The sequence below is a fragment of the Serratia sp. CY76391 genome (genome assembly GCF_052166695.1).
GTDB lineage: Bacteria > Pseudomonadota > Gammaproteobacteria > Enterobacterales > Enterobacteriaceae > Serratia > Serratia nematodiphila.
Genome location: NZ_JBJNOJ010000001.1, coordinates 1,171,735 through 1,193,638, shown reverse-complemented (window position 1 = coordinate 1,193,638; position 21,904 = coordinate 1,171,735). Strand labels below are relative to the sequence as shown.

Here is a 21,904-nt window from a genome sequence, read left to right as displayed (position 1 = left end):
GAGGGCGTTACCGCCACTGGAGAGTGTTATGACCGCGATTAAACCGGACGCCATCGACCGCATTTCCCCCGCCGCCACGCCCTGGCTGGCCGTCATCAACGTGCTGTTCGCCGGCATCGCCGCGGCGCTGCACGTGGGCAAGGCCACCATTGCCTTGCCGGCGCTGCAGGCCGAGTTCGGCCGCTCGCTGGAGACGCTAAGCTGGGTCATCTCGGCCTTTCCCTTCGTCGGGGTGTTCGGCGGCATCGCCGCCGGGCTGCTGGTGCGCCGCTGGGGCGACCGGCGCCTGCTGGCGCTGGGATTGCTGATCATCAGCGCCGCCAGCTTCGCCGGCGCCACGCTGCACGACTTCAGCGGGCTGATCGTCAGCCGCTTTGTCGAAGGCCTCGGCTTCGTGATCGTGGTGGTTGCCTCGCCGGCGGTGCTGAACCGCATCGTCGCCCCGGCGCAGCGCAGCCTGGTGTTCGGCATCTGGAGCACCTTCATGCCGGCGGGCATCGCCATTTCGCTGTTTTTCGGCCCCCATCTCGCCGGCTGGCAACAGAGCTGGCAGGCCGGTGCGGCGTTGACGCTGCTGGCCGCCCTGCTGCTGCCGCTGACCACGTCCCGCCGCGCTGCCGACGCGCACTCGCCGTCTCTGCCGCTGCGGCAGGCGCTGGGCGCGATGCTGCGGGCGCGCCAGCCGCTGTTGCTGGCGCTGATGTTCACCGCTTACAACCTGCAGTTTTTCTCGGTAATGACCTTTTTGCCGATCTTTCTGATGCAGCGCATCGGCCTGTCGCTGGCGGCCGCTGGCGGCATCAGCGCGGCGGCGGTGGCGGCCAACATCATCGGCAACCTCGCCGCCGGCGTGCTGCTGTCGCGCGGGCTGCCCGCCAGAGCGCTGCTCGCCGCCACCAGCCTGTTGATCGGGGTCTTCGGCGTCGGCATTTTCCTGCCGATGACGCCCAACGGCCTGCTGATCCCGCTGTGTTTCCTGTTCTGCGCCATCGCCGGCATACTGCCCGCCACCATTCTGGCCGCCACGCCGGCGGCGACGCCGGAACCGACGCTGCTGCCGCTGAGCCTCGGGCTGGTGATGCAGGGAAACTACCTCGGCCAGGTGATCGGCCCGGTCGCGCTGAGCGCCATCGTGGCCGCAGCCGGCTGGGCGGCCCCGGCGTGGCTGGTGCTGGCGGCGGCGGTGTCTGGAGCGGTATTGGCGCTGGCGGCTACGCTTGCGTCAGGAAATCGATGAATTTCCGCACCTTCAGCGGGACAAAGCGCGCATAGAGGTAAAGCAGGATGAAGGGACGCGAGGCGCCGGCATAATCTTTCAATACCTCGACCAGCGCCCCGCTGCTCAACTCTTGTTCGACGGTAAAGCGATACACTTGCATCAGTCCGGCGCCGCTTTTCACCAGCGTCAGCGTAGCGAGGTAATCTTCCTGGCAAAGCCAGCGCCCGGCAGTATCCACGTTGCTGTTTTCGCCCTGAACCTTAAACGTCCAGGCGGTTTTTCTGCCGGTGCTGGGCAACGCATACTGAATGCAATCGTGCCGGGCCAGATCCGCCGGCGTTAGCGGTGCAGGGTGGCGTTGCAAATAGCCCGGCGTCGCCACCACGATCAGTTCAGCCTCCTCCAGACGCCGCGCCACCAGGCCGGAGTCGTTCAGCTCGCTGCCGCGAATGGCGACGTCGAATTTATCTTCGGAGAAATCGATATTCTGATTGCTGACGTGCAGATTCAGCTTGAGATCGGGATAGCGTTGCGCAAACTCGGGCAAACGCGGCAACAGCCTAAAATGCGCGTACAGCGTCGGCGCGCTGATGCTGAGCGTGCCCACCGGTTTGTCCCGTTCGCCGGAAATGCTCGCCTCAGCCTCCATCAGCTGGCTCAGCGCCCGGCGACATTCCAGGTAATAACGCTGGCCGGCATCCGTGACGCGCATCTGGCGCGTGGTGCGGATAAACAGCTTCGCCTGCAATCGCGTCTCCAGGCGCGCGACCGAGCGGCTGACCGCCGCAGGGGTTATCCCGGCGGCATTGGCCGCTGCGGTGAAGCTGCCGGTTTCTACCGTCAGGCAAAACAGCTCGATGCTGCCCACCTGAACGTCGTCAAAATGGCGTTGCATGTCTCTCCCTGCTAATTCATTACATAAGGTATAAATTAAAGTTCTTTCCCCCTCATTTTTCAATCATCAGGTATGGATTACCGTTCACGTACGATCAATCCCTATCCTGTCGAGGAGAGAAAATGAGCAAAGTAAAAACGGTCATCGTCACGGGCGCATCGAGCGGCCTGGGCTTCGCCATCGCGCAAGCCTACCTGGCGCGCGGCTATCAGGTTGTCGCAAACGCCCGTTCGCTTGAACGGCTGCAGGCGGCGGCGGACAAACTCGGCCGCCCGACCAATCTGCTGCTGGCGCCGGGAGACATTGCGCTGCCGGAAACCGCCGAACGGTTGTTCAGCCTGGCGATACAGGCTTTTGGTCAGGTAGATATTCTCATCAATAACGCCGGTATATTTATCGCCAAGCCGATCGCCGACTATACGCCGGAGGAGGTCGACGCGATGGTGGCAACCAATCTGAAAGGCTTCTTCTACCCGGCGCAGGCCGCCGCCCGGCATATGCAGCAACGCGGCGCCGGCCACATCGTCGCCATCACCGCGTCGATCGCCATGCAGCCCAACAGCAAAGTGCCCGCCTTGCTGCCGGTGCTAATCAAGGGCGGCCTTAACCACGCCGTGCGCGAGCTGGCATTGGAGTTAGCGCCGCACAACGTGATGGTCAACGCCGTGGCGCCCGGCATCATCGCCACGCCGATGCATCAAAATGATGAACAGAGTCTGGCGCAGATGCGGCAACTGGCGCCAACCGGCCGCGTCGGCCAGCCGCAGGACATCGTCGATGCGGTGCTGTATCTGACCGACGCCAATTTCGTTACCGGCGCGGCGCTCGCGGTTGACGGCGGCGCCACCGCCGGCGTCTGGTGAAACCGGGGAGAAACGCCATGCCATACGTCAACATTAAAGTGACCGACGAAGGGGTCAGCGCCGCGCAAAAGCGCATGCTGATCGAGGGAACCACCGCGCTGCTGGAGCAGGTGCTGAATAAGCCACGCCACACCACTTTCGTGGTGATTGACGAGGTAGCCACCGACAACTGGGGCGTCGGCGGAGAGAGCGTCACCGCCCTGCGCGCCAAAGAACGAGGCGAATGACGGGCGATTTATTCTGGGGATCCAGTGTTGTAGGGTACAGCTGCTAGTTATCGTTATCGGGTCTGCGTGGTGAGATCAATCACGCTCAGCGCGAAGGATAAGGCCAGTGATGGTCCAGACCCGATAATGACAAGGCGCCGGTCGCGGCAAGATAAACCAGCACACCGGCGAAAGCGATCAGCAGCACCTTTTCGATAACGGCAAGTCGTTTGTGTTCAGTCATTTGCATACTCCTTCGTGGTATCGGGCGAACGGCCGCCCTCCTAAAAACTAGGAAAGCCTGGCGCAGGCGGCAAGCGCGGCTCACAAAATGAAACACAATCGATAAATTTTGTTAATTATTTAGCCCTCTTTCTTTTCTCACGCCGCCGCCTGTTCACCGTGCGGCGCCCGCCTTGCCCTTAATAACCCTATGGAATACGCCACTAAAAATCCCCTACCGGTTAAGCAAAGGTGATGATAGTGTTGTTTTCATTCAGTTCATCTATGCTGAAAATTCATCTTTTGAGGGACGACTATGATGTCTAAAGGCATTTCCAAGGGATTCTTTATTCTGATCCTGTTCATCGTTACCGCCGCTTTTCTCGACGTGCTGGGGCCATATTACTCCTCGGTGCTGTGGGCGGTTATTCTGGCGGTGATTTTCCATCCGGTGAAAAAGAAGTTGAAGCAGTACGTCGGCGAACGCAACGGCGTGGTGTCGCTGCTGACGGTGGCGCTGATTTGCCTGATCGTGTTCACGCCGTTGGCGATCATCGCCTCGTCGCTGGCGATGGAATTCAACGTGATCTACACCAAGCTGCAGACCAACAACAGCCAATTGCCGACCATGCTGGCGGACTTTATGCGCCACCTGCCCGGCTGGGCGCAGCGCTTCCTGGCGGAGCATAACCTCAACAGCGCCGCCGAGATCCAAAAGCAGCTTTCCGAGGTGGCGCTCAAGGGCGGGCAATATCTGGCGGGCAGCGTGTTCCTGATCGGCAAGGGCACCTTCAACTTCGTCGTCGGCTTCGGCGTGATGCTCTACCTGCTGTTCTTCCTGCTGAAAGACGGCCCCTATCTGGTGAACCTGGCGCTCGAAGCGCTGCCGCTCTCCCAGCACGTGAAACACCACCTGTTCGTGAAGTTCGCCGCCGTTTCCCGCGCCACCGTCAAGGGCACGGTGGTGGTCGCCGTGGTGCAAGGCGCGCTCGGCGGGCTGGCGTTTTACTTTACCGGCATCGACGGCAGCCTGCTGTGGGGCGCGCTGATGGCATTCCTGTCGATCATCCCGGCCGTGGGCTCCGCCATCATCTGGGTGCCGGCGGTGATCTACTTCTTCGCCACCGGCATGCTGTGGAAAGGCATCTTCCTGGTGGTGTTCTTCGTGGTGGTGATCGGCCTGGTGGACAACATCCTGCGCCCGCTGCTGGTGGGCAAAGACACCAAAATGCCGGACTACCTGATCCTGATCTCCACCCTGGGCGGCATGGAGATCTACGGCATCAACGGCTTCGTCATCGGCCCCTTGATCGCCGCGCTGTTCATCGCCTGCTGGAACATCCTGTCCGGCCGCGACAGCGAGGAGAATATCGAAGAGATCGACGAAGAATTTATCGAGGAAGGCAAAAACCATCCCGACGCGGTGGAGTAAACCTCCCGCAGCGAATCACGCAGGGGCCCGTTTGGGCCCCTTTTTTGTCTGTGGTATCCTTGCCAGGCTCACAAGGAAGAACGGGTTTCGTTATGCTTATTTTCTACGCCACGCTGGCCATCGCCTTCACCCTGCTGTGCCTGCTGGCCTTTATCTCTTGCGCTTACCAGCTTTCGAAGCACGGCGACGTCAAATTTTTGGCCTCGCTTTCGGTGCTGATCTTCGCGCTGCTGGCCTTCTATGCCGCTTATGGCTACGTCAGCACCTGGCTGCAACAGCAGGCGGTCGATGTCCGGTTGTATTAGCGCAGCGGGATAAAAAAGACCTGCTCCGGATCGCCGTCATCGAGATTGTCAATCTGGCCGCTGGCGACAAATCCGGCGTTCAGCAGCAGCCGCTGCATCGGCAGGTTGGAACGATTGGTGGAAGTGAACAGCTTCGGGTGTCGGCAATGGGACTTCAATGCCGTAATCAACGCCTGCCCGACGCCCCGGCGGCGATAGCGCTCGCCGACCATCAGCATCTCGATAAAGCCGCAGCCGAAGAAGTGATAGTGCAGCACACCGTATCCCATCACCACGTCCTGTTCCTCGGCAAGATAGCAATCCCCCTGCCCGCACCAGGCGCGGATCTGCGCCGCGCGCTGCGGTTCGTGTTCGGCGACGCTGTCGAGGGCGGTCAGGGCTGCGACATCGCTGTCAGTGGCCTGGCGAACAAACATGTTTTAATCCTCATGCTGATGGATACGGCGACACCGCTTCAACGAAACGGCAACCGAAGCGGGATAATTTTTACATCCCCGCCGAATTTTGTAATCCTATTATAGAGTTACTAAAACACACGCCAAGGAAGGAAAGCTTTTCCCGATGAGCATACCGCAAATACCCGCCGCCCTGCTGTTTACCCTGCTGCTGGCGGGCTGCCAGTTCCACAAAACCGTGTTCCCGCCGCCGTATATCGGCACCCCGCAAGAGATCGGCACCAACGAAGTGAAAGGGCTGACGTTCGTCACCACCGTCACCTTCAGCGGCCTGTTCGCCGAAGATCTGGTGCGCGAATACGCACAGAAACATCACTATCGCTACTATGTGGTCACGATGCGCAGCAACGGTTTTAACGATCGGAGCGAGCGCGTGAGCGCGATGATGTATCGCTAGGAGCGCCGGCCCTGATTTGCAAACCTGCATCAGGGCTCTACTTCAAAACCCCATCTCGCTCGATGCCGCCGCAGGTAAGCTCTGTTCTTTTCAGACAACCCGCTAATATTGGCGTCCAACGGGATCCTTAGCTCACATAGCAAACCGCTCATCGTTCGTGAATACAGCAAACGTCCGTCATCGGCAAAACTGATCGTGCCACGGTCGAACAGCTTGTCCAGATTGGGGATTAACGGCAAACCATTGTGCGGATCCACTTTTTCTTCTGGGGTCGCAATCGACCAGGCAACGATGTGAGAGGCAATGAGAATGGACGGCTCCGCAATCCCCGTGACGGCGCACCGATTTCCCCACCGCTTAAACATTTTATCGCGATAGGGACCATGCCCAATCCGCGCCTGAATCACCCTTTCTTGCTCACCACCGACCTCTCTGGTGATTTCGACGGTATCCGCATGGAGGTTGATAGAGAGATTTTCCGAGATAAAACCGGCGATCAACGCGGCTGCCGGCGCGGGGATCTCGCACATATAGTTTTCGGTGCATCCGCCTTTCTTATTAAAAACGCGCGGAAGGCAAGCCTGGTTGTGCATGCGTATGAACGCCTGATTAAAAAGGGAAACATCAATAGGGAGTTCAAGACGCGTCAGTTCCAAATCGACTTGGGTACCCTCAATATGCGGCGGTCCCGCGACCCGATGCTCAGGCCGCGGTGCAGAGTAAGCATCGCGTACCGCTGTCGCCACGCCGATGATCTTCCTACCCTTGTGGCAAAAAATCAGGTCACCCTCTTTGACTTTTTTGACCGTTTCCCACCCGGCAGGTTTAAACATGTTCCCAGTCTTATTTATTCCATATTGCGGCGCCCACAGGAATTCGCCCTTCAAAACTTCCGCGACGCTGCCACCGATGTTGACCCAGAAAAAACGCATGGCCACTCTTTTATAATCAGGAGTTTTAAGGGTTATCGTCACCATTCATCAAGGGCTTTAGTGATTTTCACCCATTAACGCAGGGTGACGGCAATAAAAAATCCCGGCCTTGACCGGGATAGCGTTGCACGGAAACCGCATTGTTTATTCACTGCGGGCGAAATTCCAACGTGCTGCTTTTGACCGCTTCGTAAACCGCGGCCGTTGGCGGCTTAGGCAGACGCGCATTGGCGATTGCTTTGATCGCGGCCTGGCAAAGTTCCGGTTCCCCTTGTTCAGCCCGAATGCTGATCAGCATACCGTCCGGCGCCAGCTTGATGCTCAATGTGCAACGCTTGCCTGAGTAGGCTTCGGCATCTTTCAAATGGCTTTGAATCGCGGCCTGCAACTGGGCGATATAGTGTTCTTTCTCTTTTCCCGGTGCCGGCGTCTTTGGGTCGCCAAGGTTGGTGAAAAGATCGTCAACCTCTTTATTTACCGGATCGGTTTGGCTGGGGGCCGTGCTCTTGGCACACCCCGTTAATGCCAGCGCGGTCATCGCCGCCAATACTGTGGCAACGCCGGTTTTATAGCCTGAATGCGTTATTTTCATATCCCTGTCCTTATGGATAATTCTCTGTAGTGAAATCAGTTGACGCTGGGCCACGCAAAGAGCCCCGGCCAATACGTTATACAGGATCAATATACACCGCAACTGACCTTAAAACTTTCGCCAGGGGCTGTGAAGTCCGTCACTACACCAGCAGTGACGCACCAATTTTTGACAGAATAACGTATGAATAGACAGCGGCGGCATACACGTTTTCGCTCATCCTTTGTAAGCACTACACATAAATTTCAACACGGTCTTTTGGCTCACAATGCTGAGATAAACCGGATCGCTGGATGCCATGTTCACGAACACCCAGCTTGTTACGCCGTCACATGCCTTTAACGGCCAGATCAGCCGCTTCTAATCGATTGCCACAACAACGGTTTCTGCATGCTTTCCCTTTTGGCGGTCAATTTCTTTGGTTCTGCCATACCGATCGCCGTTTTCTCGGCGTCAAGCAGCTATAATCCAAAAAGTGGAGTTTTTTGAAAACGATAAGGAGGGAGTATGTACAAAACTATTTTGGTTCCCGTGGATATTACCGAGCCGGAATTGACACAGCAGGTCATCCCGCATGTCAACGCGCTCGCCAGGCTCGAAGACTCCCACGTCCATTTCCTGGCGGTGATCCCATCGCGCGCCACCTATGCCGCTTTCGGCTTTGCCGCCACGGCGGCGATAGAAACCAAAGACGAAATCATTGCGGTAGCAACCGAGGGGCTGGCAAAAGCGGCCAAAGAATTCAGCGTGCCTGAAGATAGAGTGACCACGCACGTTGCCGTCGGCGATCCTAAAGATCAGATCCTGGAGCTCGCCGATGCGCTCAACGCGGAGATTATCGTGATGGGTTCCAACCGCCCTTCTGCGATCACTTATCTCCTCGGCTCCAATGCCACCGCCGTCGTCCGCCACGCCAATTGCCCGGTGCTGGTGGTGCGTGAATCGGCTAACGCCACTCAGTGAACCTGTCCGACACCTCACACATATTTGAACCGTAAAAAAAAACGGGAGCCCTAAGGCTCCCGTTCTCATTCAAGCGCTGAACACACTTACATGTGTTTAACGATAGCGTCGCCAAACTCTGAACATTTCAGCAGTTTAGCGCCTTCCATCAGGCGTTCGAAGTCATAGGTCACGGTCTTGGCGGCGATGGCGCCTTCCATGCCTTTAACGATCAGGTCAGCCGCTTCGAACCAGCCCATGTGGCGCAGCATCATCTCTGCGGACAGGATGATGGAGCCTGGGTTCACTTTGTCCTGGCCGGCGTACTTCGGCGCGGTGCCGTGAGTCGCTTCGAACAGGGCGCAGTCGGAGCCGATGTTGGCGCCCGGCGCGATGCCGATGCCGCCGACCTGGGCCGCCAGGGCGTCGGAGATGTAGTCGCCGTTCAGGTTCATACAGGCGATCACGTCGTATTCCGCCGGGCGCAGCAGGATCTGCTGCAGGAAGGCGTCGGCGATCACGTCTTTAACCACGATCTCTTTGCCGGTGTTCGGGTTCTTGATCTTCAGCCATGGGCCGCCGTCGATCAGCTCGCCGCCGAACTCTTCGCGCGCCAGCTCATAGCCCCAATCCTTGAAGGCACCTTCGGTGAACTTCATGATGTTGCCTTTGTGAACCAGGGTCACGGAGTCACGGTCGTTGGTGATGGCGTATTCGATCGCCGCACGCACCAGACGCTTGGTCCCTTCTTCGGAGCATGGCTTCACGCCGATACCGCACTGCTCCGGGAAGCGGATTTTCTTCACGCCCATTTCGTCGCGCAGGAATTTGATCACTTTGTCCGCTTCGGCGGAGCCGGCTTTCCACTCGATGCCGGCGTAGATGTCTTCGGCGTTTTCGCGGAAGATCACCATGTCGGTCAGCTCAGGCTGTTTCACCGGGCTTGGGGTGCCCTGGTAGTAACGCACCGGGCGCAGGCACACGTACAGGTCCAGCTGCTGGCGCAGGGCCACGTTCAGAGAACGGATGCCGCCGCCGACCGGGGTGGTCAGGGGGCCTTTGATGGCGACGCGGTAGTCGCGGATCAGGTCCAGAGTTTCGTCCGGCAGCCACACGTCTTTACCGTAAACGTGAGTAGATTTTTCGCCGGTGTAGATTTCCATCCAGGAGATTTTACGTTCGCCGTGGTAAGCCTTTTTAACGGCCGCATCAACCACGTGGATCATGGCAGGAGTCACGTCAACGCCGATGCCGTCGCCTTCGATGAACGGAATGATCGGGTTATGAGGAACAACCAGTTTACCCTGGGCGTCAACCGTGATTTTTTTACCTTCTGCCGGAACAACTACTTTGCTTTCCATCAACCTCTCCTTCAAGCGCAATTTTGTTAATGCTTTGTAAGATGCGTGTAGATACTACTTGAATATTCGGTCCGCGCCAATCCGAAACGGATTCGGTTATAATGCGCTTATCATCCGTAATCTCAACCGTTATGAAAAAATTCTCTGTTAGAAATCACAACGTTAAACGATTCAGCAAGCCGAATGCCGCCAAACCCGCCGCGCCGAAGGGGCCGCGCCGCATTGTGTTATTCAACAAGCCCTTCGACGTGCTGCCGCAATTCACCGACGAAGCCGGCCGCGCCACGTTGAAAGAGTACATCCCCTTCCCCGACGTTTACGCCGCCGGGCGCCTGGATCGCGACAGCGAGGGGCTGCTGGTGCTGACCAACGACGGCCAGCTGCAGGCACAGCTCACCCAACCAGGCAAGCGCACCGGCAAAATTTACTATGTGCAGGTTGAGGGGGCGCCGCAGGAGAGCGATCTGGCTCCGCTGCGCAGCGGCGTCACGCTGAAAGACGGCCCGACGCTGCCCGCCGGGGTGGAGTTGGTGGCCGAGCCGCAGTGGCTGTGGCCGCGCAACCCGCCGATCCGCGAACGCAAATCCATCCCCACCAGCTGGTTGAAAATCACCCTGTTCGAAGGGCGAAACCGCCAGGTGCGTCGCATGACGGCGCATATCGGGTTCCCTACCCTGCGCCTGATTCGCTACAGTATGGGTAATCTTTCGCTGGGTTCACTGCAGCCCGGTGAATGGAAAATCATCGATTCCTTGTAGACCGATAACTGATGGAGGCGCCATGAAATCTACTCCGATCGCGCTGCTGCTCGCCGCTCTGGCGGCCCCGTTCGCCGCCCCTGCCGCCAGCTTCGACTGCGCCAAGGCGGCAGGCGGCGATGAGCGCGCCATCTGCGCCGACCGCACGCTGAACGATCTGGACGTGCAAATGGCCACCAAATACCAGTTCCTGCGCGGCCTGTTCGCCATGGGCGCGCGCGGCGCGATGCAGGACAGCCAGCAGGCCTGGCTGACCAAGCGCCAGCGGTGCGGCGGCGACACCGCCTGCCTGCTGCAAAGTTACCGCACCCGCATCGCCGAGCTGGACGACATCTACCGGCGCATCGACAAACCGCTGTAAGGAGACCGCATGTTCAAACCGCACGTCACCGTCGCCTGCGTGGTGCACGCCGCCGGCAAATTTTTAATTGTCGAAGAAACCATCAATGGCAAAGCGCTGTGGAATCAGCCGGCCGGCCATCTGGAGGCCGACGAGACGCTGGTGCAGGCCGCCGAACGCGAGCTGTGGGAAGAGACCGGCATCCGCGCCACGCCGCAGGCGTTTCTGCGGCTGCACCAGTGGATCGCGCCGGATCGCACGCCGTTCCTGCGTTTTTGCTTCGTTATCGAGCTGGAACAGCCGCTGCCGACCGAGCCGCACGACAGCGACATCGATCGCTGCCTGTGGCTGAGCGCCGACGAGATTTTGCAGGCGCCCAACCTGCGTTCCGCGCTGGTGGCGGAGAGCATTCGCAGCTATCAGCAGCCGGAGCGCTATCCGCTGTCGCTGGTCGGCAGCTTCGCCTGGCCGCATTAAGGGCACCGGGCAGCACAAGATGAACAGTGCGCCGGCGCGGCCAACGTGGTAAAATCCTGCGCTTGTTTTTATCAGCACGGTTCGTGTTCAAGTTCGTGAGATCCCCATGTCAGACAACAGCCAGAAAAAAGTAATCGTCGGTATGTCCGGCGGCGTCGACTCTTCCGTTACCGCCTATCTGTTACAGCAACAGGGCTATCAGGTCGCTGGGCTGTTCATGAAGAACTGGGAAGAAGACGACGACGAAGAGTACTGCTCCGCCGCGACCGATCTGGCCGACGCGCAAGCGGTCTGCGACAAGCTGGGCATCGAACTGCACACGGTGAACTTTGCGGCGGAATACTGGGACAACGTGTTTGAGCTGTTCCTGGAAGAGTACAAGGCCGGCCGCACGCCGAACCCGGACATCCTGTGCAATAAAGAGATCAAATTCAAAGCCTTCCTGGAGTTCGCCGCCGAAGATCTGGGGGCCGATTTCATCGCCACCGGCCACTACGTGCGCCGCCAGGACGTGGACGGCAAAAGCCGCCTGCTGCGCGGTGTCGACGGCAACAAAGATCAGAGCTACTTCCTCTATACCCTGAGCCACGAGCAGGTGGCGCAGAGCCTGTTCCCGGTCGGCGAGCTGGAGAAGCCGGAGGTGCGCCGCATCGCCGAGCAGCTGGAGCTGGTCACCGCCAAGAAAAAAGACTCTACCGGCATCTGCTTTATCGGCGAGCGCAAGTTCCGCGACTTCCTCGGCCGCTACCTGCCGGCGCAGCCGGGCCCGATCGTCAGCGTTGACGGCCAGACCGTCGGCGAACACCAGGGCCTGATGTATCACACCCTGGGCCAGCGCAAAGGGCTGGGCATCGGCGGCCTGAAAGACAGCAGCGAAGATCCGTGGTACGTGGTGGATAAAGACGTGGCCAACAACGTGCTGGTGGTTGCACAGGGGCACGATCACCCGCGCCTGATGTCCGTAGGCCTGATCGCGCAGCAGCTGCACTGGGTGGATCGTCTGCCGCTGAGCGGCCCGTTCCGCTGCACGGTGAAGACCCGCTATCGCCAGCAGGATATCCCTTGCACCGTGACCCCGCTCGACGACGAACGCATCGAAGTGCGTTTCGACGAGCCGGTCTCCGCCGTCACCCCCGGCCAGTCGGCGGTGTTCTACCAGGGCGAAATCTGCCTCGGCGGCGGCATCATCGAACAGCGCCTGGCGTAACTGCCCGGCAAAAGAAAAACGCTGCGTTATCGCAGCGTTTTTTTTATTCAAAATTCCACCTGCGCTCCCAGCTCGATCACCCGGTTCGGCGGGATTTCGAACAGATCCGGCGCCCGCAGCGCGTTGCGCTGCAACAGCTGGAACACCTTGCCGCGCACGCGCAGATACCAGGGCCGTTTGCCCAGCACCAGCGTATCGCGCGACATGAAGAACGAGGTCTCGTTCATGGTGAAGCTCATCCCCTCCAGCCCGCAGCGGTAAAGAATGTCCGTCACGTTGGGCGTCTCGCGCCAGCCATAGCTCGCCACCACCCGCCAGAAACTCGCCGACAACTGTTCGATCGCCACCCGCTGCACGTTGTGCACGTACGGCATGTCGGTGGTGACGATGGTCAACAGCACCACGCGCTCGTGCAGCACCTTGTTGTGCTTCAGGTTATGCAACAGCACCAGCGGCACCGCATGCGGCGTGCGCTCCATAAACACCGCGGTGCCCGGCACCCGCTTCGGCGGCGCCTTCTCCAGCGACTCGATCAGCGCGCTCAGCCCTTCCTGGTTGTCGCGCAATCGGCGGATCAGGCGCGAACGCTCGGTCTTCCAGGTCAGCATGATCAGCAGAATGATTAGCCCGAGCGCCACCGGCAGCCAGCCGCCGGTCGCCAGCTTGATCAGGTTGGCGCCGAACAGCGGCACGTCTATGCACAGCATGACCAGCAGCATTAGCCCGCCCAGATAGCGCGGCCAGCCCCAGTTTTTCACCGCCACGATGCTCAGCAGAATCGACGACAGCAGCATGGTGCCGGTTACCACGATGCCGTAGGCCGAGGCCAGGTTGCTGGAGTGTTTGAAGCTGACGATCACGATCAGCACCGCCGCGAACAGCAGCCAGTTCACCACCGGAATGTAGATCTGCCCGGATTCCTGATCGGAGGTATAGATGATGCGCATCGGCGGCAGGTAGCCCAGCCGCACCGCCTGCCGCGTCAGCGAGAACACACCGGAGATCACCGCCTGCGAGGCGATCACCGTCGCCAGCGTAGCGATCACCAGCAGCGGGATCAGCGCCCAGGTCGGCGCCAGCAGGAAGAACGGGTTATTGATCGCCGCCGGGTTGGCCAGCAGCAGCGCCCCCTGGCCGAAGTAGTTCAACACCAGCGCCGGCGCCACCAGCGTAAACCACGCCAGACGGATCGGTTTTTTACCGAAGTGGCCCATATCGGCGTACAGCGCTTCGGCGCCGGTGACCGACAGCACCACCATGCCCAGCGCAAAGAACGACACGGCCTTGTATTCGAGGAAGAAATTCACCGCCCAGTAAGGGTTCAGCGCCCGCAGCACGCCGGGGTGATGCAAAATGCCGCCGAGGCCCAGCAGCGCCAGCGTCAGGAACCAGATAACCATCGCCGGGGCGAACAGTTTGCCGACGCTGCCGGTGCCGCGTTTTTGGATCGCGAACAATGCGGTCAGCACCAACAGCGACAGCGGTACGATAAAGCTGTCCAGCTCGGGGGCGATAATCTGCAGCCCCTCGATGGCCGAGAGCACCGAAATGGCCGGGGTGATCACCCCATCGCCGTAAAAGAAGCTGCCGCCCACCAGCCCGATCAGCACCGCCGCCGGCACCCAGCGCGCATCCAGCTTGCGGATCGCCAGCGACATCAGCGTCAGAATGCCTCCCTCGCCGTCGTTGTCGGCGCGCATCACGAAACAAATGTATTTAATGGAAACCACCAGCGTCAGCAGCCAGAAAATCAGCGATAAAAAGCCGTAAATCGAGGCCGGCGTCAGGGTGATGCCCTCCTCCGCCGTCAGGCATTCGCGCAGGGTATACAGCGGGCTGGTGCCGATATCGCCGTACACCACGCCGATGGCCGCCAGCGTCACCGCCGGCAGTGGCTGCTTGTTTTTTACGTGCATATAAAGGTCTTTATTTGAGGGTTCACGTTGGCAGTATAGATGCAGCCGCCGCACTTTATTTGCCGCAGCAACAATAAGTTCGCGCCGCCGCGCCGGCGATTTTCGTCGCCTATTTGCGCAGTTCTGCGCCGCACGGCGCCTCCGCCTCACCGCAGACGTATTAGACGCTGGGTTTACCCTCGATTTTGTGGCATGATCCGCGGCATTCGTTGTCATCGTTGTTACAGCCACGCCCGATCGTTACCGTTCGCGGCCGCCGCCGTTACCCCTGCGATACACACAACCTTATGCAGTAAGCCATGTACCGTTCACCGCGTTTACAGGAGTCATCGTGGCGAAGAATTATTATGACATCACGCTGGCCATGGCGGGTATCAGCCAGTCGGCGCGTTTGGTTCAGCAGTTGGCCCATGAAGGGCAATGCAACCGCGAAGCGTTTCAGACCTCGCTGAAAAGCCTGCTGCAAATGGATCCGCCCTCCACGCTGGCGGTGTTCGGCGGCGAAGAACGCAATTTGATGGTCGGCCTCGAAACCCTGATGGGCGTGCTGAATGCCAACAACAAAGGGCCGGGCGCGGAACTGACCCGCTACACCATCAGCCTGATGGTGCTGGAGCGCAAGCTCAACGCCAACAAACAGGCGATGAACACGCTCGGCGAACGCCTCGGCCAGCTCGAACGCCAGCTGGCGCACTTCGATCTTGAGTCGGACACCATCATCAGCGCGCTGGCCGGCATTTACGTCGACGTGGTCAGCCCGCTCGGGCCGCGCATCCAGGTGACCGGCTCGCCGGCCATCCTGCAGAATCCGCAGGTGCAGGCCAAGGTTCGCGCCACGCTGCTGGCCGGCATTCGCGCCGCCGTGCTGTGGCAACAGGTCGGCGGCAGCCGCCTGCAGTTAATGTTTTCCCGTAATCGTCTGTTCAAGCAGGCGCAAAATATCGTTGCTCATTGTTAATCGATCCCAGGAGTTGCTACCGATGGAATTATCCTCACTGACCGCCGTTTCCCCCGTTGATGGACGCTACGGTGATAAAGTCAGCGCACTGCGCCCCATTTTCAGCGAATACGGTCTGCTGAAATTCCGCGTACAGGTTGAAGTACGTTGGCTGCAAAAACTGGCCGCCTGCGCAGAAATCAAGGAAGTTCCCGCTTTTGACGCCGACGCAAACGCTTTCCTCGACAAAATTGTCGCGGAATTCAATGAAGAAGACGCTCAGCGCATCAAAACCATCGAGCGCACCACCAACCACGACGTGAAAGCGGTCGAGTATTTCCTGAAGGAAAAAGTGGCGGCGGTGCCTGCGCTGCACGCGGTGTCCGAGTTCATCCACTTCGCCTGCACCTCCGAAGACATCAACAACCTGTCGCACGCGCTGATGCTGCAAAGCGCCCGTCAGGACGTGGTGCTGCCTTACTGGCGCAAGATCATCGACGCGCTGAAAGGGCTGGCGCAGGAATACCGCGATATCCCGCTGCTGTCACGCACCCACGGCCAGCCGGCGACCCCGTCAACCGTCGGCAAAGAGTTCGCCAACGTGGCTTACCGCATGGAGCGCCAGTACCGCCAACTGGAGCGCGTGGAGATCATGGGTAAAATCAACGGTGCGGTCGGCAACTACAACGCCCACATCGTCGCCTACCCGGAAGTGGACTGGCATCAGTTCAGCGAAGCGTTCGTCACCTCACTCGGCATCACCTGGAACCCGTACACCACCCAGATCGAACCGCATGACTACATCGCCGAACTGTTCGACTGCGTAGCGCGTTTCAACACCATTCTGATCGACTTCGACCGCGACATCTGGGGCTACATCGCCCTGAACCACTTCAAGCAGAAGACCATCGCCGGCGAAATCGGTTCTTCCACCATGCCGCACAAGGTCAACCCGATCGACTTCGAAAACTCCGAAGGCAACCTAGGGCTGGCCAACGCCGTGCTGGGCCACCTGGCGGGCAAACTGCCGGTTTCCCGCTGGCAGCGCGACCTGACCGACTCCACCGTGCTGCGTAACCTGGGCGTGGGCCTGGGTTACGCGCTGATCGCCTATCAGGCCACCCTGAAGGGCATCAGCAAGCTGGAAGTCAACCAGGCGCACCTGCTGGACGAACTGGATCACAACTGGGAAGTGCTGGCCGAGCCGATCCAGACCGTGATGCGCCGCTACGGCATCGAGAAGCCTTACGAAAAATTGAAAGAGCTGACCCGCGGCAAGCGCGTGGACGCCGCCGGCATGCAGGCGTTCATCGATGGCCTGGCGCTGCCGGAAGAAGAGAAAACCCGTCTGAAGGCGATGACCCCGGCCAACTATATCGGCCGCGCCACCACCCTGGTCGACGAGCTGAAGTAAGCGCGTTAGACCCACAACGACAAGGCGGCCAACGGGCCGCCTTTTTGCTTATTATTCGCCGCGCAACACCTGCAGCCGGGCAATCTGCCGCCCCTGCGCATCGAAGTTGTCCGCACTCAGCCAACGCGCCAGCGCCTGCCGCACCGCCGGCCAACGGTCAATGGTGATGGCGAACCAGTCGGTATCCCGGCTGCGCCCCTTGACGATCACCGCAAAGCGGAAGTTGCCCTCGTAACGGAAGCCGAAGCGCAGCGCGGCCTGGCGCGACGGCGCGTTGTGGCTGTCGCACTTCCACTCGCAGCGGCGATAGCCCAGCGTGTCGAAGGCGTAACGCAGCAGCAGCGCGATGGCTTCGGTGGCGCTGGAGCGCTGTTTCATCAACGGCGACCAGCTGACGTGGCCGATCTCCAGCACGCCGTTGGCCTCGTCGATGCGCATCAGCGCCACCGTCCCCACCGGCGCGTCGCTGGCGGCGTCGAACACCGTCAGATTGACCAGCCCCGGGTTGGCCTGCAGCGTCTCCAGATGCTGCAGCATCGCCGCCGGCGTGTCTGGCCGTTCGATAGACAGATAGGTCCAGTCGCGGCCGTCCGGCGCCAGCTGGAAAGCGTCATACAGCGCGGCGTAATCCCGCTGCGGATCGAGCGGCGCCAGTGAACAGAAACGCCCACCGAGCGTTGCGCCGCCCGGGCGGCGAGCGGGCTGCCAATCCGGCATCGGTTCGCCAATCGGCTGACCATAACGATTCATTGCCATACGCGCCTCCTGCGGTTAACGGGTATACACGATAAACGAGCTTCTTCTGCCGATTTTGTCGTACAGCGAACGCGCCGGCGCGTTGTACTCCTGGGTCATCCAATAGACCCGATCGCTGCCGCGCGCCTCCGCCAGCCGATACGCCTGTTCGAACAGTTTTTCCGACACTTTATGGCCGCGCGCCTGCGGCGACACATAGAGATCTTCGATATAACAATAGCCCACCGCGCTCCAGGTGGACGGATGGAATACCAGGTTCATCAGCCCCAGCAGCCGGCCGTCGGCATCCTCCGCCACCAGCCCGTACACCTGTTCATCCTGCCCCAAGCATTCGAAGGTGCGATCGGTCACCTGCGGCGCCACCTCGGCGCGGTAAAAGTCGAGATAGCCCTGCCACAACGCCAGCCATTGCGCTCTGTCGTCGCCATTGATTCTGCGGATGGTCACTTCACGATTTGATGGGTTCATAGCGCCTCACGGGGTTAAGATATTATTTCCATTAGGGAAATAACCGAATAGCGGCAGAATACACCGCTCAGCGACGGCGTAATACGGACCAATTCAAAACGTCGAGCAGACCAATTTTAACCGCCGTTTTCCCGCGGCAGCGCGTTGAACACCTGCGCCAGCGTGGCGATAAAACGCACGATCTCGTCCGGCGTATAGGCCGAGAAACCGAGCACCAGCGCCCCGCGCTGCGGCGCGCCGGTGTAGAAGTCCGCCAGGCCGTACAGCCGGATGCCCCGTTCGGCCGCCGCCGCCACCAGCCGCCGCTCCGTCGCCGCATCCGCCAGCGGGCAAACCAGCTGCAGCCCGCCCTGCGGCAGCGCCGGGCGCGTCCAGGGCGCGAGATGGCGATACACCGCGTCGTACAGCACATCCAACCGCGCCTTGTAAAGCGTGCGCATATTGCGCAGATGCTCGGCGTAGCCGCCCTCGTGCAGGCAGTGGAACAGCGTCATCTGCGCCAGCGCCGACGTGTAGCCGTCCTGAAACTGCCTGGCGGCGACCAATGGCCGCACCAGCTGCGGCGGCGCGATCATGAAACCGATGCGCAACCCCGGAAACAGCGTCTTGCTGAAGGTGCCGATGTACAGCGTGCGCCCGCCGCTGTCCAGCCCCTGCAGCGCCGCCTTGGTTTGTCGATCGTAGTTGAACTCGGCGTCGTAATCGTCTTCGATGATCCAGGCCCGCCGGCGCTGGGCCCACTGCAACAGCGCCAGGCGCCGCTCGAGGCTCAGCGAGTATCCCAGCGGGTAGTGATGGGATGGCGTGATGTAAACGCCCCGCCCGCCGCCCGCAGCCTGCATCAGCTGCCCGACGTCCAGCCCTTGTTCATCGATGCCGATCGGCCGCGCCTGCAGCCCCGCCGACTGCACCAACTTTTTCGCCCCCTGGTAACCCGGCTCTTCGACGAATACCGCATCGCCGGGATCGAACAGCACCTGCGTGCACAGCGCCAGCGCCTGCTGAGAGCTGGTGACCACGATCACCTGCTCCGCCGTCGCCTTGACGCCCCGCTCCCGCTGCAAATAGTGCGCGATCTCCGCACGCAGCTCCGGCAAGCCCTGCGGATCGGCATAGCCCAACAGCCGCTCGCCGTGCCGCCGCAGCGCCTGCTTTTCCCACTGCAGCCACGAATCGATGGGAAACGCCCGCAGATCCGCCAGCGAGGGCGTCAGCGACGCCTGACGGCTGGTGTGCGGCGTATGGCTGACCGCCAGCAGCGCCCGGCCGCGATCGCTCAGCTCGCGCTCCGCCAACTGCGCCTCCTGGCCTGCCTGCGTCGCCAGCAGTTCACGGCCGAGCAGCGTATCGCAGCGATAACGCACATAGCTGCCGCGCCCCACCGCCCGGCTGATGTATCCCTCCGCCTCCAGCCGCGCGTAGGTCTGCTCCACCGTGTCACGCGCCACCGCCAGCCGGGCCGCCAACGCGCGGCTCGGCGGCAGCTTCGCCCGCCAAGGCAGTTCCCCGGCGGTGATGAGCCGCAACAGGGTCTGATGCAGCGCCGAACGTCGGGTCAGCCCCTGCTGACGCTGCTGGGTGAAGGCCGTCAGGATTGCCGCGTCGTCCGCGTGTTGTGGGGTGTCACTCATGGGCGTCTGTTTCTCCGAGCCTGGGGCAATTACACACTACTCTATCTCATTTCCTCCCAGCGGCGGCGGCAGTTGCGCTGCCCGGCGAAATCCCCTTAAATAAGCCATCGCATTGCGGCTACAGGACTTCCGTCAGCTATGAGCAAGGAGATCAACCAGCGTCTGCTGGAAAAACTGCTGCAGGATCTGGCCAGCGCGGGCGCGATGCCGTTGTATCTGCGCTTTAACGCCTCGGTGCGCCAGGCTATCGAGCAAGAATTGCTCAGCGCGGGGGATTTCCTGCCCAGCGAGCGCCTGTTCACCGAACGGCTCGGCATCTCGCGCATCACGGTGCGCAAAGCGCTGGCCTGCCTTGAGCAAGACGGCATCATTGGCCGTTCACGCGGCTACGGCACCTTCATCCAGCCGCAACGGCCCGCGCCGAAGCTGCGCTATTCCTTAGCGGACATCAAAGGGTTCTCGCGCGAGGCGACGCAACAGGGGCGTCAGCCGGACACGCAATGGATCAGCCGCGAGCGGGTGCCGGCCAGCGCCGAACTGGCGGAAAGGCTCCAGCTGGCGGTTGGAGCGCCGATCTACCAACTCAAACGCATTCACTTTATCGATCGGCGGCCGATGTCGGTGGCGGTGTCCTACGTGGTGGCGGCGGCGATTGCCAACATCGACGAGATTGGCATCTCGCTCTACGATTACTTCCGGCGCAATAATGTGGAGATGGGCTCGCTGCGCAGCCAGGTCAGCGCGGCGATGGCCGACGACGATATCCGCCGGACGCTGCAGCTATCAGAACCGATGCCGCTGCTGATCGTGCGCCAGACGCTGTTCGACCACCGCAAGAAGCCTGTCGAATACAGCGAAAGCTTCTGCCGCAGCGACATGTACGAATTTACCAGCGAAAGCTGACCCGTTGCACCTTGCGGCGGCTCACGCCTCACCCTGCCGGCGGCGGCGAAAACGCACGAACGCCTGGGCATACGCCTCAACGTCCAGCGGATTCACCCGTTTTAACTCCGCCAGCAATCCGGGTTCGATCGCTTCTGCACCGTGCAGCGCACCACAGACAGCGGTGGCCATCGCGCCGATGGTGTCAGTATCGCCGCCCAGGTTGGCGCACAGCACCGCGCAACGGGTAGGATCGGTTTGCGCCAGCTGCACCATCGCCAGCGCTGCCGGCACCGACTCGATGGTGCTCACCCCGGCGCCGATCAGTTGATATATCCGCTCAGAGGCCTGCTCGGGATCGGTGGCCTCATCCACCACCTGAAACGCCAACTCAATGCGCGCCGCCAGCGAGGGGCTGAACGTCGTCTCCTGCCGGCGCTGGGCATACTCCGCTACGCCCGGCAACGCCAGGCGAATCGAGGCCCAGTCAGCCCCCTCCACCGCACGCGAAACCGCCCAGGCGATCGCCACGGCACCGGCGACGGCGATGTCGGATTTGTGCGTCGGGCTGGAGGCCAGCCACACCTGCTGACAGAACCCCTCCAGCGGCGCAGACGGCAGCACGCAGCCCAAAGGCGAAATGCGCATCGCCGCGCCGTTGGTGATGCCGTTGTTTTCCAACGCGGCGATCGGCGTGCCCGCTTTCTGCTCGCTCAACGCCAGTTTGGAACTGGGGCCGAGAATGTTCTTGTTGAAGGCGTCAAAACTGTCCACCCAGCGGATCACGTTGCGGGCGATCAGTTCCGGCACCACCTCGCCTTCCGCTTCCCGCAGCGCATCGGCCAGCGCTAACGCCATCGCGGTATCGTCGGTATATTGCCCGGCCTTGAAGTAACAGGCGGCGGTGTTCTCCGCCGGCCCATCGAGAAAGCCGTCTATCCAGCCGAAATGGCGCTTAACCCGCTCGCGCGGCCACAGCTCGGAAGGCATGCCGAGCGCGTCGCCCAGCATCTGTCCGTAAAGTGCGCCCGCTATGCGTTCTGCCTGGGTTAACTGCTTCATCCGTCGCTCCTGAGAAAATGTACCGTTGCCTCAATAATACCTTATTAGTACCTTTAAAGCTTATCAAGCGCCCCGGCTCACACTTCCCTTTCGCGGGCAATGCCTGGGGCGTTTAAGTTGCGTTTAATGTTGCCCCGCCGCTGTTTATCCGACGTTTATCAGAGCTTGTCGATAATGTCGGCGAACAAATTGATAACGCTTATTTTAATACATTGCTTCGGCTCTCTTGCGAGCC

The 21,904-nt window shown here is 60.6% G+C and carries 25 protein-coding genes; 14 read left to right on the top strand and 11 right to left on the bottom strand.

Features of this window, described 5'->3' with window-relative positions:
* Window positions 1–28 precede the first annotated feature (28 nt).
* On the top strand, window positions 29–1,237 hold the full coding sequence (locus tag ACJ8PN_RS06060; protein ID WP_442534710.1) for an MFS transporter: 1,209 nt from the start codon (window positions 29–31) through the stop codon (window positions 1,235–1,237).
* Here the strand turns inward: ACJ8PN_RS06060 and ACJ8PN_RS06055 are convergent.
* A complete protein-coding gene (locus ACJ8PN_RS06055; protein ID WP_442534709.1) occupies window positions 1,212–2,114 on the bottom strand; it encodes a LysR family transcriptional regulator in 903 nt (300 codons plus the stop codon). The two genes, ACJ8PN_RS06060 and ACJ8PN_RS06055, sit on opposite strands and share 26 nt — an antisense overlap.
* A 122-nt stretch (window positions 2,115–2,236) precedes the next feature.
* Between ACJ8PN_RS06055 and ACJ8PN_RS06050 the strand changes: the two genes are divergently transcribed.
* The gene (locus tag ACJ8PN_RS06050; protein ID WP_048323043.1) at window positions 2,237–2,977 is read left to right on the top strand and encodes an SDR family NAD(P)-dependent oxidoreductase; all 741 of its coding nucleotides are present in this window, start codon (window positions 2,237–2,239) and stop codon (window positions 2,975–2,977) included.
* A 17-nt stretch (window positions 2,978–2,994) separates the two neighbouring features.
* Window positions 2,995–3,204 carry a tautomerase family protein gene (locus ACJ8PN_RS06045; RefSeq protein ID WP_015377620.1) on the top strand — a complete coding sequence of 70 codons (210 nt, stop codon included), beginning with the start codon at window positions 2,995–2,997 and terminating at the stop codon, window positions 3,202–3,204.
* Between the two features lie 85 nt (window positions 3,205–3,289).
* Here the strand turns inward: ACJ8PN_RS06045 and ACJ8PN_RS06040 are convergent, their stop codons facing one another.
* Window positions 3,290–3,427 carry a hypothetical protein gene (locus ACJ8PN_RS06040; RefSeq protein ID WP_004941229.1) on the bottom strand — a complete coding sequence of 46 codons (138 nt, stop codon included), beginning with the start codon at window positions 3,425–3,427 and terminating at the stop codon, window positions 3,290–3,292.
* Between the two features lie 294 nt (window positions 3,428–3,721).
* Here ACJ8PN_RS06040 and ACJ8PN_RS06035 point away from each other — a divergent pair, with 294 nt between their 5' ends.
* Together ACJ8PN_RS06035 and ACJ8PN_RS06030 are read left to right on the top strand one after the other, a co-directional pair.
* The gene (locus ACJ8PN_RS06035; protein ID WP_016928057.1) at window positions 3,722–4,837 is read left to right on the top strand and encodes an AI-2E family transporter; all 1,116 of its coding nucleotides are present in this window, start codon (window positions 3,722–3,724) and stop codon (window positions 4,835–4,837) included.
* A 92-nt stretch (window positions 4,838–4,929) separates the two neighbouring features.
* Window positions 4,930–5,142 (top strand): hypothetical protein, encoded by a 213-nt coding sequence (locus ACJ8PN_RS06030; RefSeq protein ID WP_004941224.1) that lies wholly within the window; start codon window positions 4,930–4,932, stop codon window positions 5,140–5,142.
* On the opposite strand, the gene ACJ8PN_RS06025 is transcribed toward ACJ8PN_RS06030, so the two are convergent.
* Entirely contained in the window at window positions 5,139–5,558 is a 420-nt protein-coding gene (locus ACJ8PN_RS06025; RefSeq protein ID WP_166729888.1) for a GNAT family N-acetyltransferase, read from the bottom strand. The two genes, ACJ8PN_RS06030 and ACJ8PN_RS06025, sit on opposite strands and share 4 nt — an antisense overlap.
* 145 nt (window positions 5,559–5,703) lie before the next feature.
* Between ACJ8PN_RS06025 and ACJ8PN_RS06020 the strand changes: the two genes are divergently transcribed.
* The gene (locus tag ACJ8PN_RS06020; RefSeq protein WP_351107600.1) at window positions 5,704–5,994 is read left to right on the top strand and encodes a hypothetical protein; all 291 of its coding nucleotides are present in this window, start codon (window positions 5,704–5,706) and stop codon (window positions 5,992–5,994) included.
* A gap of 29 nt (window positions 5,995–6,023) precedes the next feature.
* Here ACJ8PN_RS06020 and ACJ8PN_RS06015 read toward each other — a convergent pair whose 3' ends face one another.
* Together ACJ8PN_RS06015 and tolA are read right to left on the bottom strand one after the other, a co-directional pair.
* On the bottom strand, window positions 6,024–6,926 hold the full coding sequence (locus tag ACJ8PN_RS06015) for an HNH endonuclease (RefSeq protein WP_351107597.1): 903 nt from the start codon (window positions 6,924–6,926) through the stop codon (window positions 6,024–6,026).
* 148 nt (window positions 6,927–7,074) lie between these two features.
* The gene (gene tolA / locus ACJ8PN_RS06010) at window positions 7,075–7,572 is read right to left on the bottom strand and encodes a cell envelope integrity protein TolA (protein WP_253718528.1); all 498 of its coding nucleotides are present in this window, start codon (window positions 7,570–7,572) and stop codon (window positions 7,075–7,077) included.
* Window positions 7,573–8,025: 453 nt separating this feature from the next.
* On the opposite strand from tolA, the gene uspF reads away from it, so the two are divergent.
* Window positions 8,026–8,481 (top strand): universal stress protein UspF, encoded by a 456-nt coding sequence (gene uspF / locus ACJ8PN_RS06005; RefSeq protein ID WP_004941216.1) that lies wholly within the window; start codon window positions 8,026–8,028, stop codon window positions 8,479–8,481.
* An 86-nt stretch (window positions 8,482–8,567) separates the two neighbouring features.
* Here the strand turns inward: uspF and icd are convergent, their stop codons facing one another.
* Window positions 8,568–9,821, bottom strand: a complete 1,254-nt coding sequence (gene icd, locus ACJ8PN_RS06000) for an NADP-dependent isocitrate dehydrogenase (protein ID WP_015377612.1) — start codon at window positions 9,819–9,821, stop codon at window positions 8,568–8,570.
* A gap of 131 nt (window positions 9,822–9,952) precedes the next feature.
* On the opposite strand from icd, the gene rluE reads away from it, so the two are divergent.
* The 4 genes from rluE (at window position 9,953) to mnmA (ending at window position 12,603) form a co-directional block, all read left to right on the top strand.
* Window positions 9,953–10,579, top strand: coding sequence for a 23S rRNA pseudouridine(2457) synthase RluE (gene rluE, locus ACJ8PN_RS05995; RefSeq protein ID WP_021505540.1), 627 nt, complete (start codon window positions 9,953–9,955; stop codon window positions 10,577–10,579).
* A 22-nt stretch (window positions 10,580–10,601) separates the two neighbouring features.
* Window positions 10,602–10,940, top strand: coding sequence for a lysozyme inhibitor LprI family protein (locus ACJ8PN_RS05990; RefSeq protein WP_273889986.1), 339 nt, complete (start codon window positions 10,602–10,604; stop codon window positions 10,938–10,940).
* A 9-nt stretch (window positions 10,941–10,949) separates the two neighbouring features.
* A complete protein-coding gene (locus ACJ8PN_RS05985) occupies window positions 10,950–11,396 on the top strand; it encodes an NUDIX hydrolase (protein ID WP_004941205.1) in 447 nt (148 codons plus the stop codon).
* A gap of 106 nt (window positions 11,397–11,502) precedes the next feature.
* Complete coding sequence (gene mnmA / locus ACJ8PN_RS05980; RefSeq protein ID WP_015377608.1) at window positions 11,503–12,603, top strand: tRNA 2-thiouridine(34) synthase MnmA; 1,101 nt, start codon at window positions 11,503–11,505, stop codon at window positions 12,601–12,603.
* 47 nt (window positions 12,604–12,650) lie between these two features.
* Here mnmA and kup read toward each other — a convergent pair whose 3' ends face one another.
* Entirely contained in the window at window positions 12,651–14,519 is a 1,869-nt protein-coding gene (kup, locus tag ACJ8PN_RS05975) for a low affinity potassium transporter Kup (RefSeq protein WP_015377607.1), read from the bottom strand.
* Window positions 14,520–14,850: 331 nt separating this feature from the next.
* Between kup and hflD the strand changes: the two genes are divergently transcribed.
* On the top strand, window positions 14,851–15,477 hold the full coding sequence (hflD, locus tag ACJ8PN_RS05970) for a high frequency lysogenization protein HflD (RefSeq protein WP_004941196.1): 627 nt from the start codon (window positions 14,851–14,853) through the stop codon (window positions 15,475–15,477).
* A gap of 22 nt (window positions 15,478–15,499) precedes the next feature.
* Window positions 15,500–16,870 carry an adenylosuccinate lyase gene (gene purB / locus ACJ8PN_RS05965; protein WP_016928069.1) on the top strand — a complete coding sequence of 457 codons (1,371 nt, stop codon included), beginning with the start codon at window positions 15,500–15,502 and terminating at the stop codon, window positions 16,868–16,870.
* A 51-nt stretch (window positions 16,871–16,921) separates the two neighbouring features.
* Here the strand turns inward: purB and ACJ8PN_RS05960 are convergent, their stop codons facing one another.
* The 3 genes from ACJ8PN_RS05960 to pdxR all read right to left on the bottom strand — a co-directional run bounded on the left by ACJ8PN_RS05960 (window position 16,922) and on the right by pdxR (window position 19,725).
* On the bottom strand, window positions 16,922–17,626 hold the full coding sequence (locus ACJ8PN_RS05960) for a GNAT family N-acetyltransferase (RefSeq protein ID WP_171453831.1): 705 nt from the start codon (window positions 17,624–17,626) through the stop codon (window positions 16,922–16,924).
* Between the two features lie 15 nt (window positions 17,627–17,641).
* Complete coding sequence (locus ACJ8PN_RS05955; protein WP_442534708.1) at window positions 17,642–18,094, bottom strand: GNAT family N-acetyltransferase; 453 nt, start codon at window positions 18,092–18,094, stop codon at window positions 17,642–17,644.
* A 116-nt stretch (window positions 18,095–18,210) separates the two neighbouring features.
* Complete coding sequence (gene pdxR, locus ACJ8PN_RS05950) at window positions 18,211–19,725, bottom strand: MocR-like pyridoxine biosynthesis transcription factor PdxR (RefSeq protein ID WP_351107589.1); 1,515 nt, start codon at window positions 19,723–19,725, stop codon at window positions 18,211–18,213.
* 138 nt (window positions 19,726–19,863) lie between these two features.
* On the opposite strand from pdxR, the gene ACJ8PN_RS05945 reads away from it, so the two are divergent.
* Entirely contained in the window at window positions 19,864–20,628 is a 765-nt protein-coding gene (locus ACJ8PN_RS05945; protein WP_171453829.1) for a GntR family transcriptional regulator, read from the top strand.
* 21 nt (window positions 20,629–20,649) lie between these two features.
* On the opposite strand, the gene ACJ8PN_RS05940 is transcribed toward ACJ8PN_RS05945, so the two are convergent.
* Entirely contained in the window at window positions 20,650–21,669 is a 1,020-nt protein-coding gene (locus ACJ8PN_RS05940) for an ADP-ribosylglycohydrolase family protein (RefSeq protein WP_351107585.1), read from the bottom strand.
* Between the last annotated feature and the right edge of the window lie 235 nt (window positions 21,670–21,904).

Excerpts from the sequence above, each read along its gene's own strand:
- ACJ8PN_RS06060 (WP_442534710.1), top strand. The coding sequence starts at position 29 with ATGACCGCGATTAAACCGGACGCCATCGACCGCATTTCCCCCGCCGCC.
- ACJ8PN_RS06055 (WP_442534709.1), bottom strand. The coding sequence starts at position 2,114 with ATGCAACGCCATTTTGACGACGTTCAGGTGGGCAGCATCGAGCTGTTT.
- ACJ8PN_RS06050 (WP_048323043.1), top strand. The coding sequence starts at position 2,237 with ATGAGCAAAGTAAAAACGGTCATCGTCACGGGCGCATCGAGCGGCCTG.
- ACJ8PN_RS06045 (WP_015377620.1), top strand. The coding sequence starts at position 2,995 with ATGCCATACGTCAACATTAAAGTGACCGACGAAGGGGTCAGCGCCGCG.
- ACJ8PN_RS06040 (WP_004941229.1), bottom strand. The coding sequence starts at position 3,427 with ATGACTGAACACAAACGACTTGCCGTTATCGAAAAGGTGCTGCTGATC.
- ACJ8PN_RS06035 (WP_016928057.1), top strand. The coding sequence starts at position 3,722 with ATGATGTCTAAAGGCATTTCCAAGGGATTCTTTATTCTGATCCTGTTC.
- ACJ8PN_RS06030 (WP_004941224.1), top strand. The coding sequence starts at position 4,930 with ATGCTTATTTTCTACGCCACGCTGGCCATCGCCTTCACCCTGCTGTGC.
- ACJ8PN_RS06025 (WP_166729888.1), bottom strand. The coding sequence starts at position 5,558 with ATGTTTGTTCGCCAGGCCACTGACAGCGATGTCGCAGCCCTGACCGCC.
- ACJ8PN_RS06020 (WP_351107600.1), top strand. The coding sequence starts at position 5,704 with ATGAGCATACCGCAAATACCCGCCGCCCTGCTGTTTACCCTGCTGCTG.
- ACJ8PN_RS06015 (WP_351107597.1), bottom strand. The coding sequence starts at position 6,926 with ATGCGTTTTTTCTGGGTCAACATCGGTGGCAGCGTCGCGGAAGTTTTG.
- uspF (WP_004941216.1), top strand. The coding sequence starts at position 8,026 with ATGTACAAAACTATTTTGGTTCCCGTGGATATTACCGAGCCGGAATTG.
- icd (WP_015377612.1), bottom strand. The coding sequence starts at position 9,821 with ATGGAAAGCAAAGTAGTTGTTCCGGCAGAAGGTAAAAAAATCACGGTT.
- rluE (WP_021505540.1), top strand. The coding sequence starts at position 9,953 with ATGAAAAAATTCTCTGTTAGAAATCACAACGTTAAACGATTCAGCAAG.
- ACJ8PN_RS05990 (WP_273889986.1), top strand. The coding sequence starts at position 10,602 with ATGAAATCTACTCCGATCGCGCTGCTGCTCGCCGCTCTGGCGGCCCCG.
- ACJ8PN_RS05985 (WP_004941205.1), top strand. The coding sequence starts at position 10,950 with ATGTTCAAACCGCACGTCACCGTCGCCTGCGTGGTGCACGCCGCCGGC.
- mnmA (WP_015377608.1), top strand. The coding sequence starts at position 11,503 with ATGTCAGACAACAGCCAGAAAAAAGTAATCGTCGGTATGTCCGGCGGC.
- kup (WP_015377607.1), bottom strand. The coding sequence starts at position 14,519 with ATGCACGTAAAAAACAAGCAGCCACTGCCGGCGGTGACGCTGGCGGCC.
- purB (WP_016928069.1), top strand. The coding sequence starts at position 15,500 with ATGGAATTATCCTCACTGACCGCCGTTTCCCCCGTTGATGGACGCTAC.
- ACJ8PN_RS05960 (WP_171453831.1), bottom strand. The coding sequence starts at position 17,626 with ATGGCAATGAATCGTTATGGTCAGCCGATTGGCGAACCGATGCCGGAT.
- ACJ8PN_RS05955 (WP_442534708.1), bottom strand. The coding sequence starts at position 18,094 with ATGAACCCATCAAATCGTGAAGTGACCATCCGCAGAATCAATGGCGAC.
- pdxR (WP_351107589.1), bottom strand. The coding sequence starts at position 19,725 with ATGAGTGACACCCCACAACACGCGGACGACGCGGCAATCCTGACGGCC.
- ACJ8PN_RS05945 (WP_171453829.1), top strand. The coding sequence starts at position 19,864 with ATGAGCAAGGAGATCAACCAGCGTCTGCTGGAAAAACTGCTGCAGGAT.
- ACJ8PN_RS05940 (WP_351107585.1), bottom strand. The coding sequence starts at position 21,669 with ATGAAGCAGTTAACCCAGGCAGAACGCATAGCGGGCGCACTTTACGGA.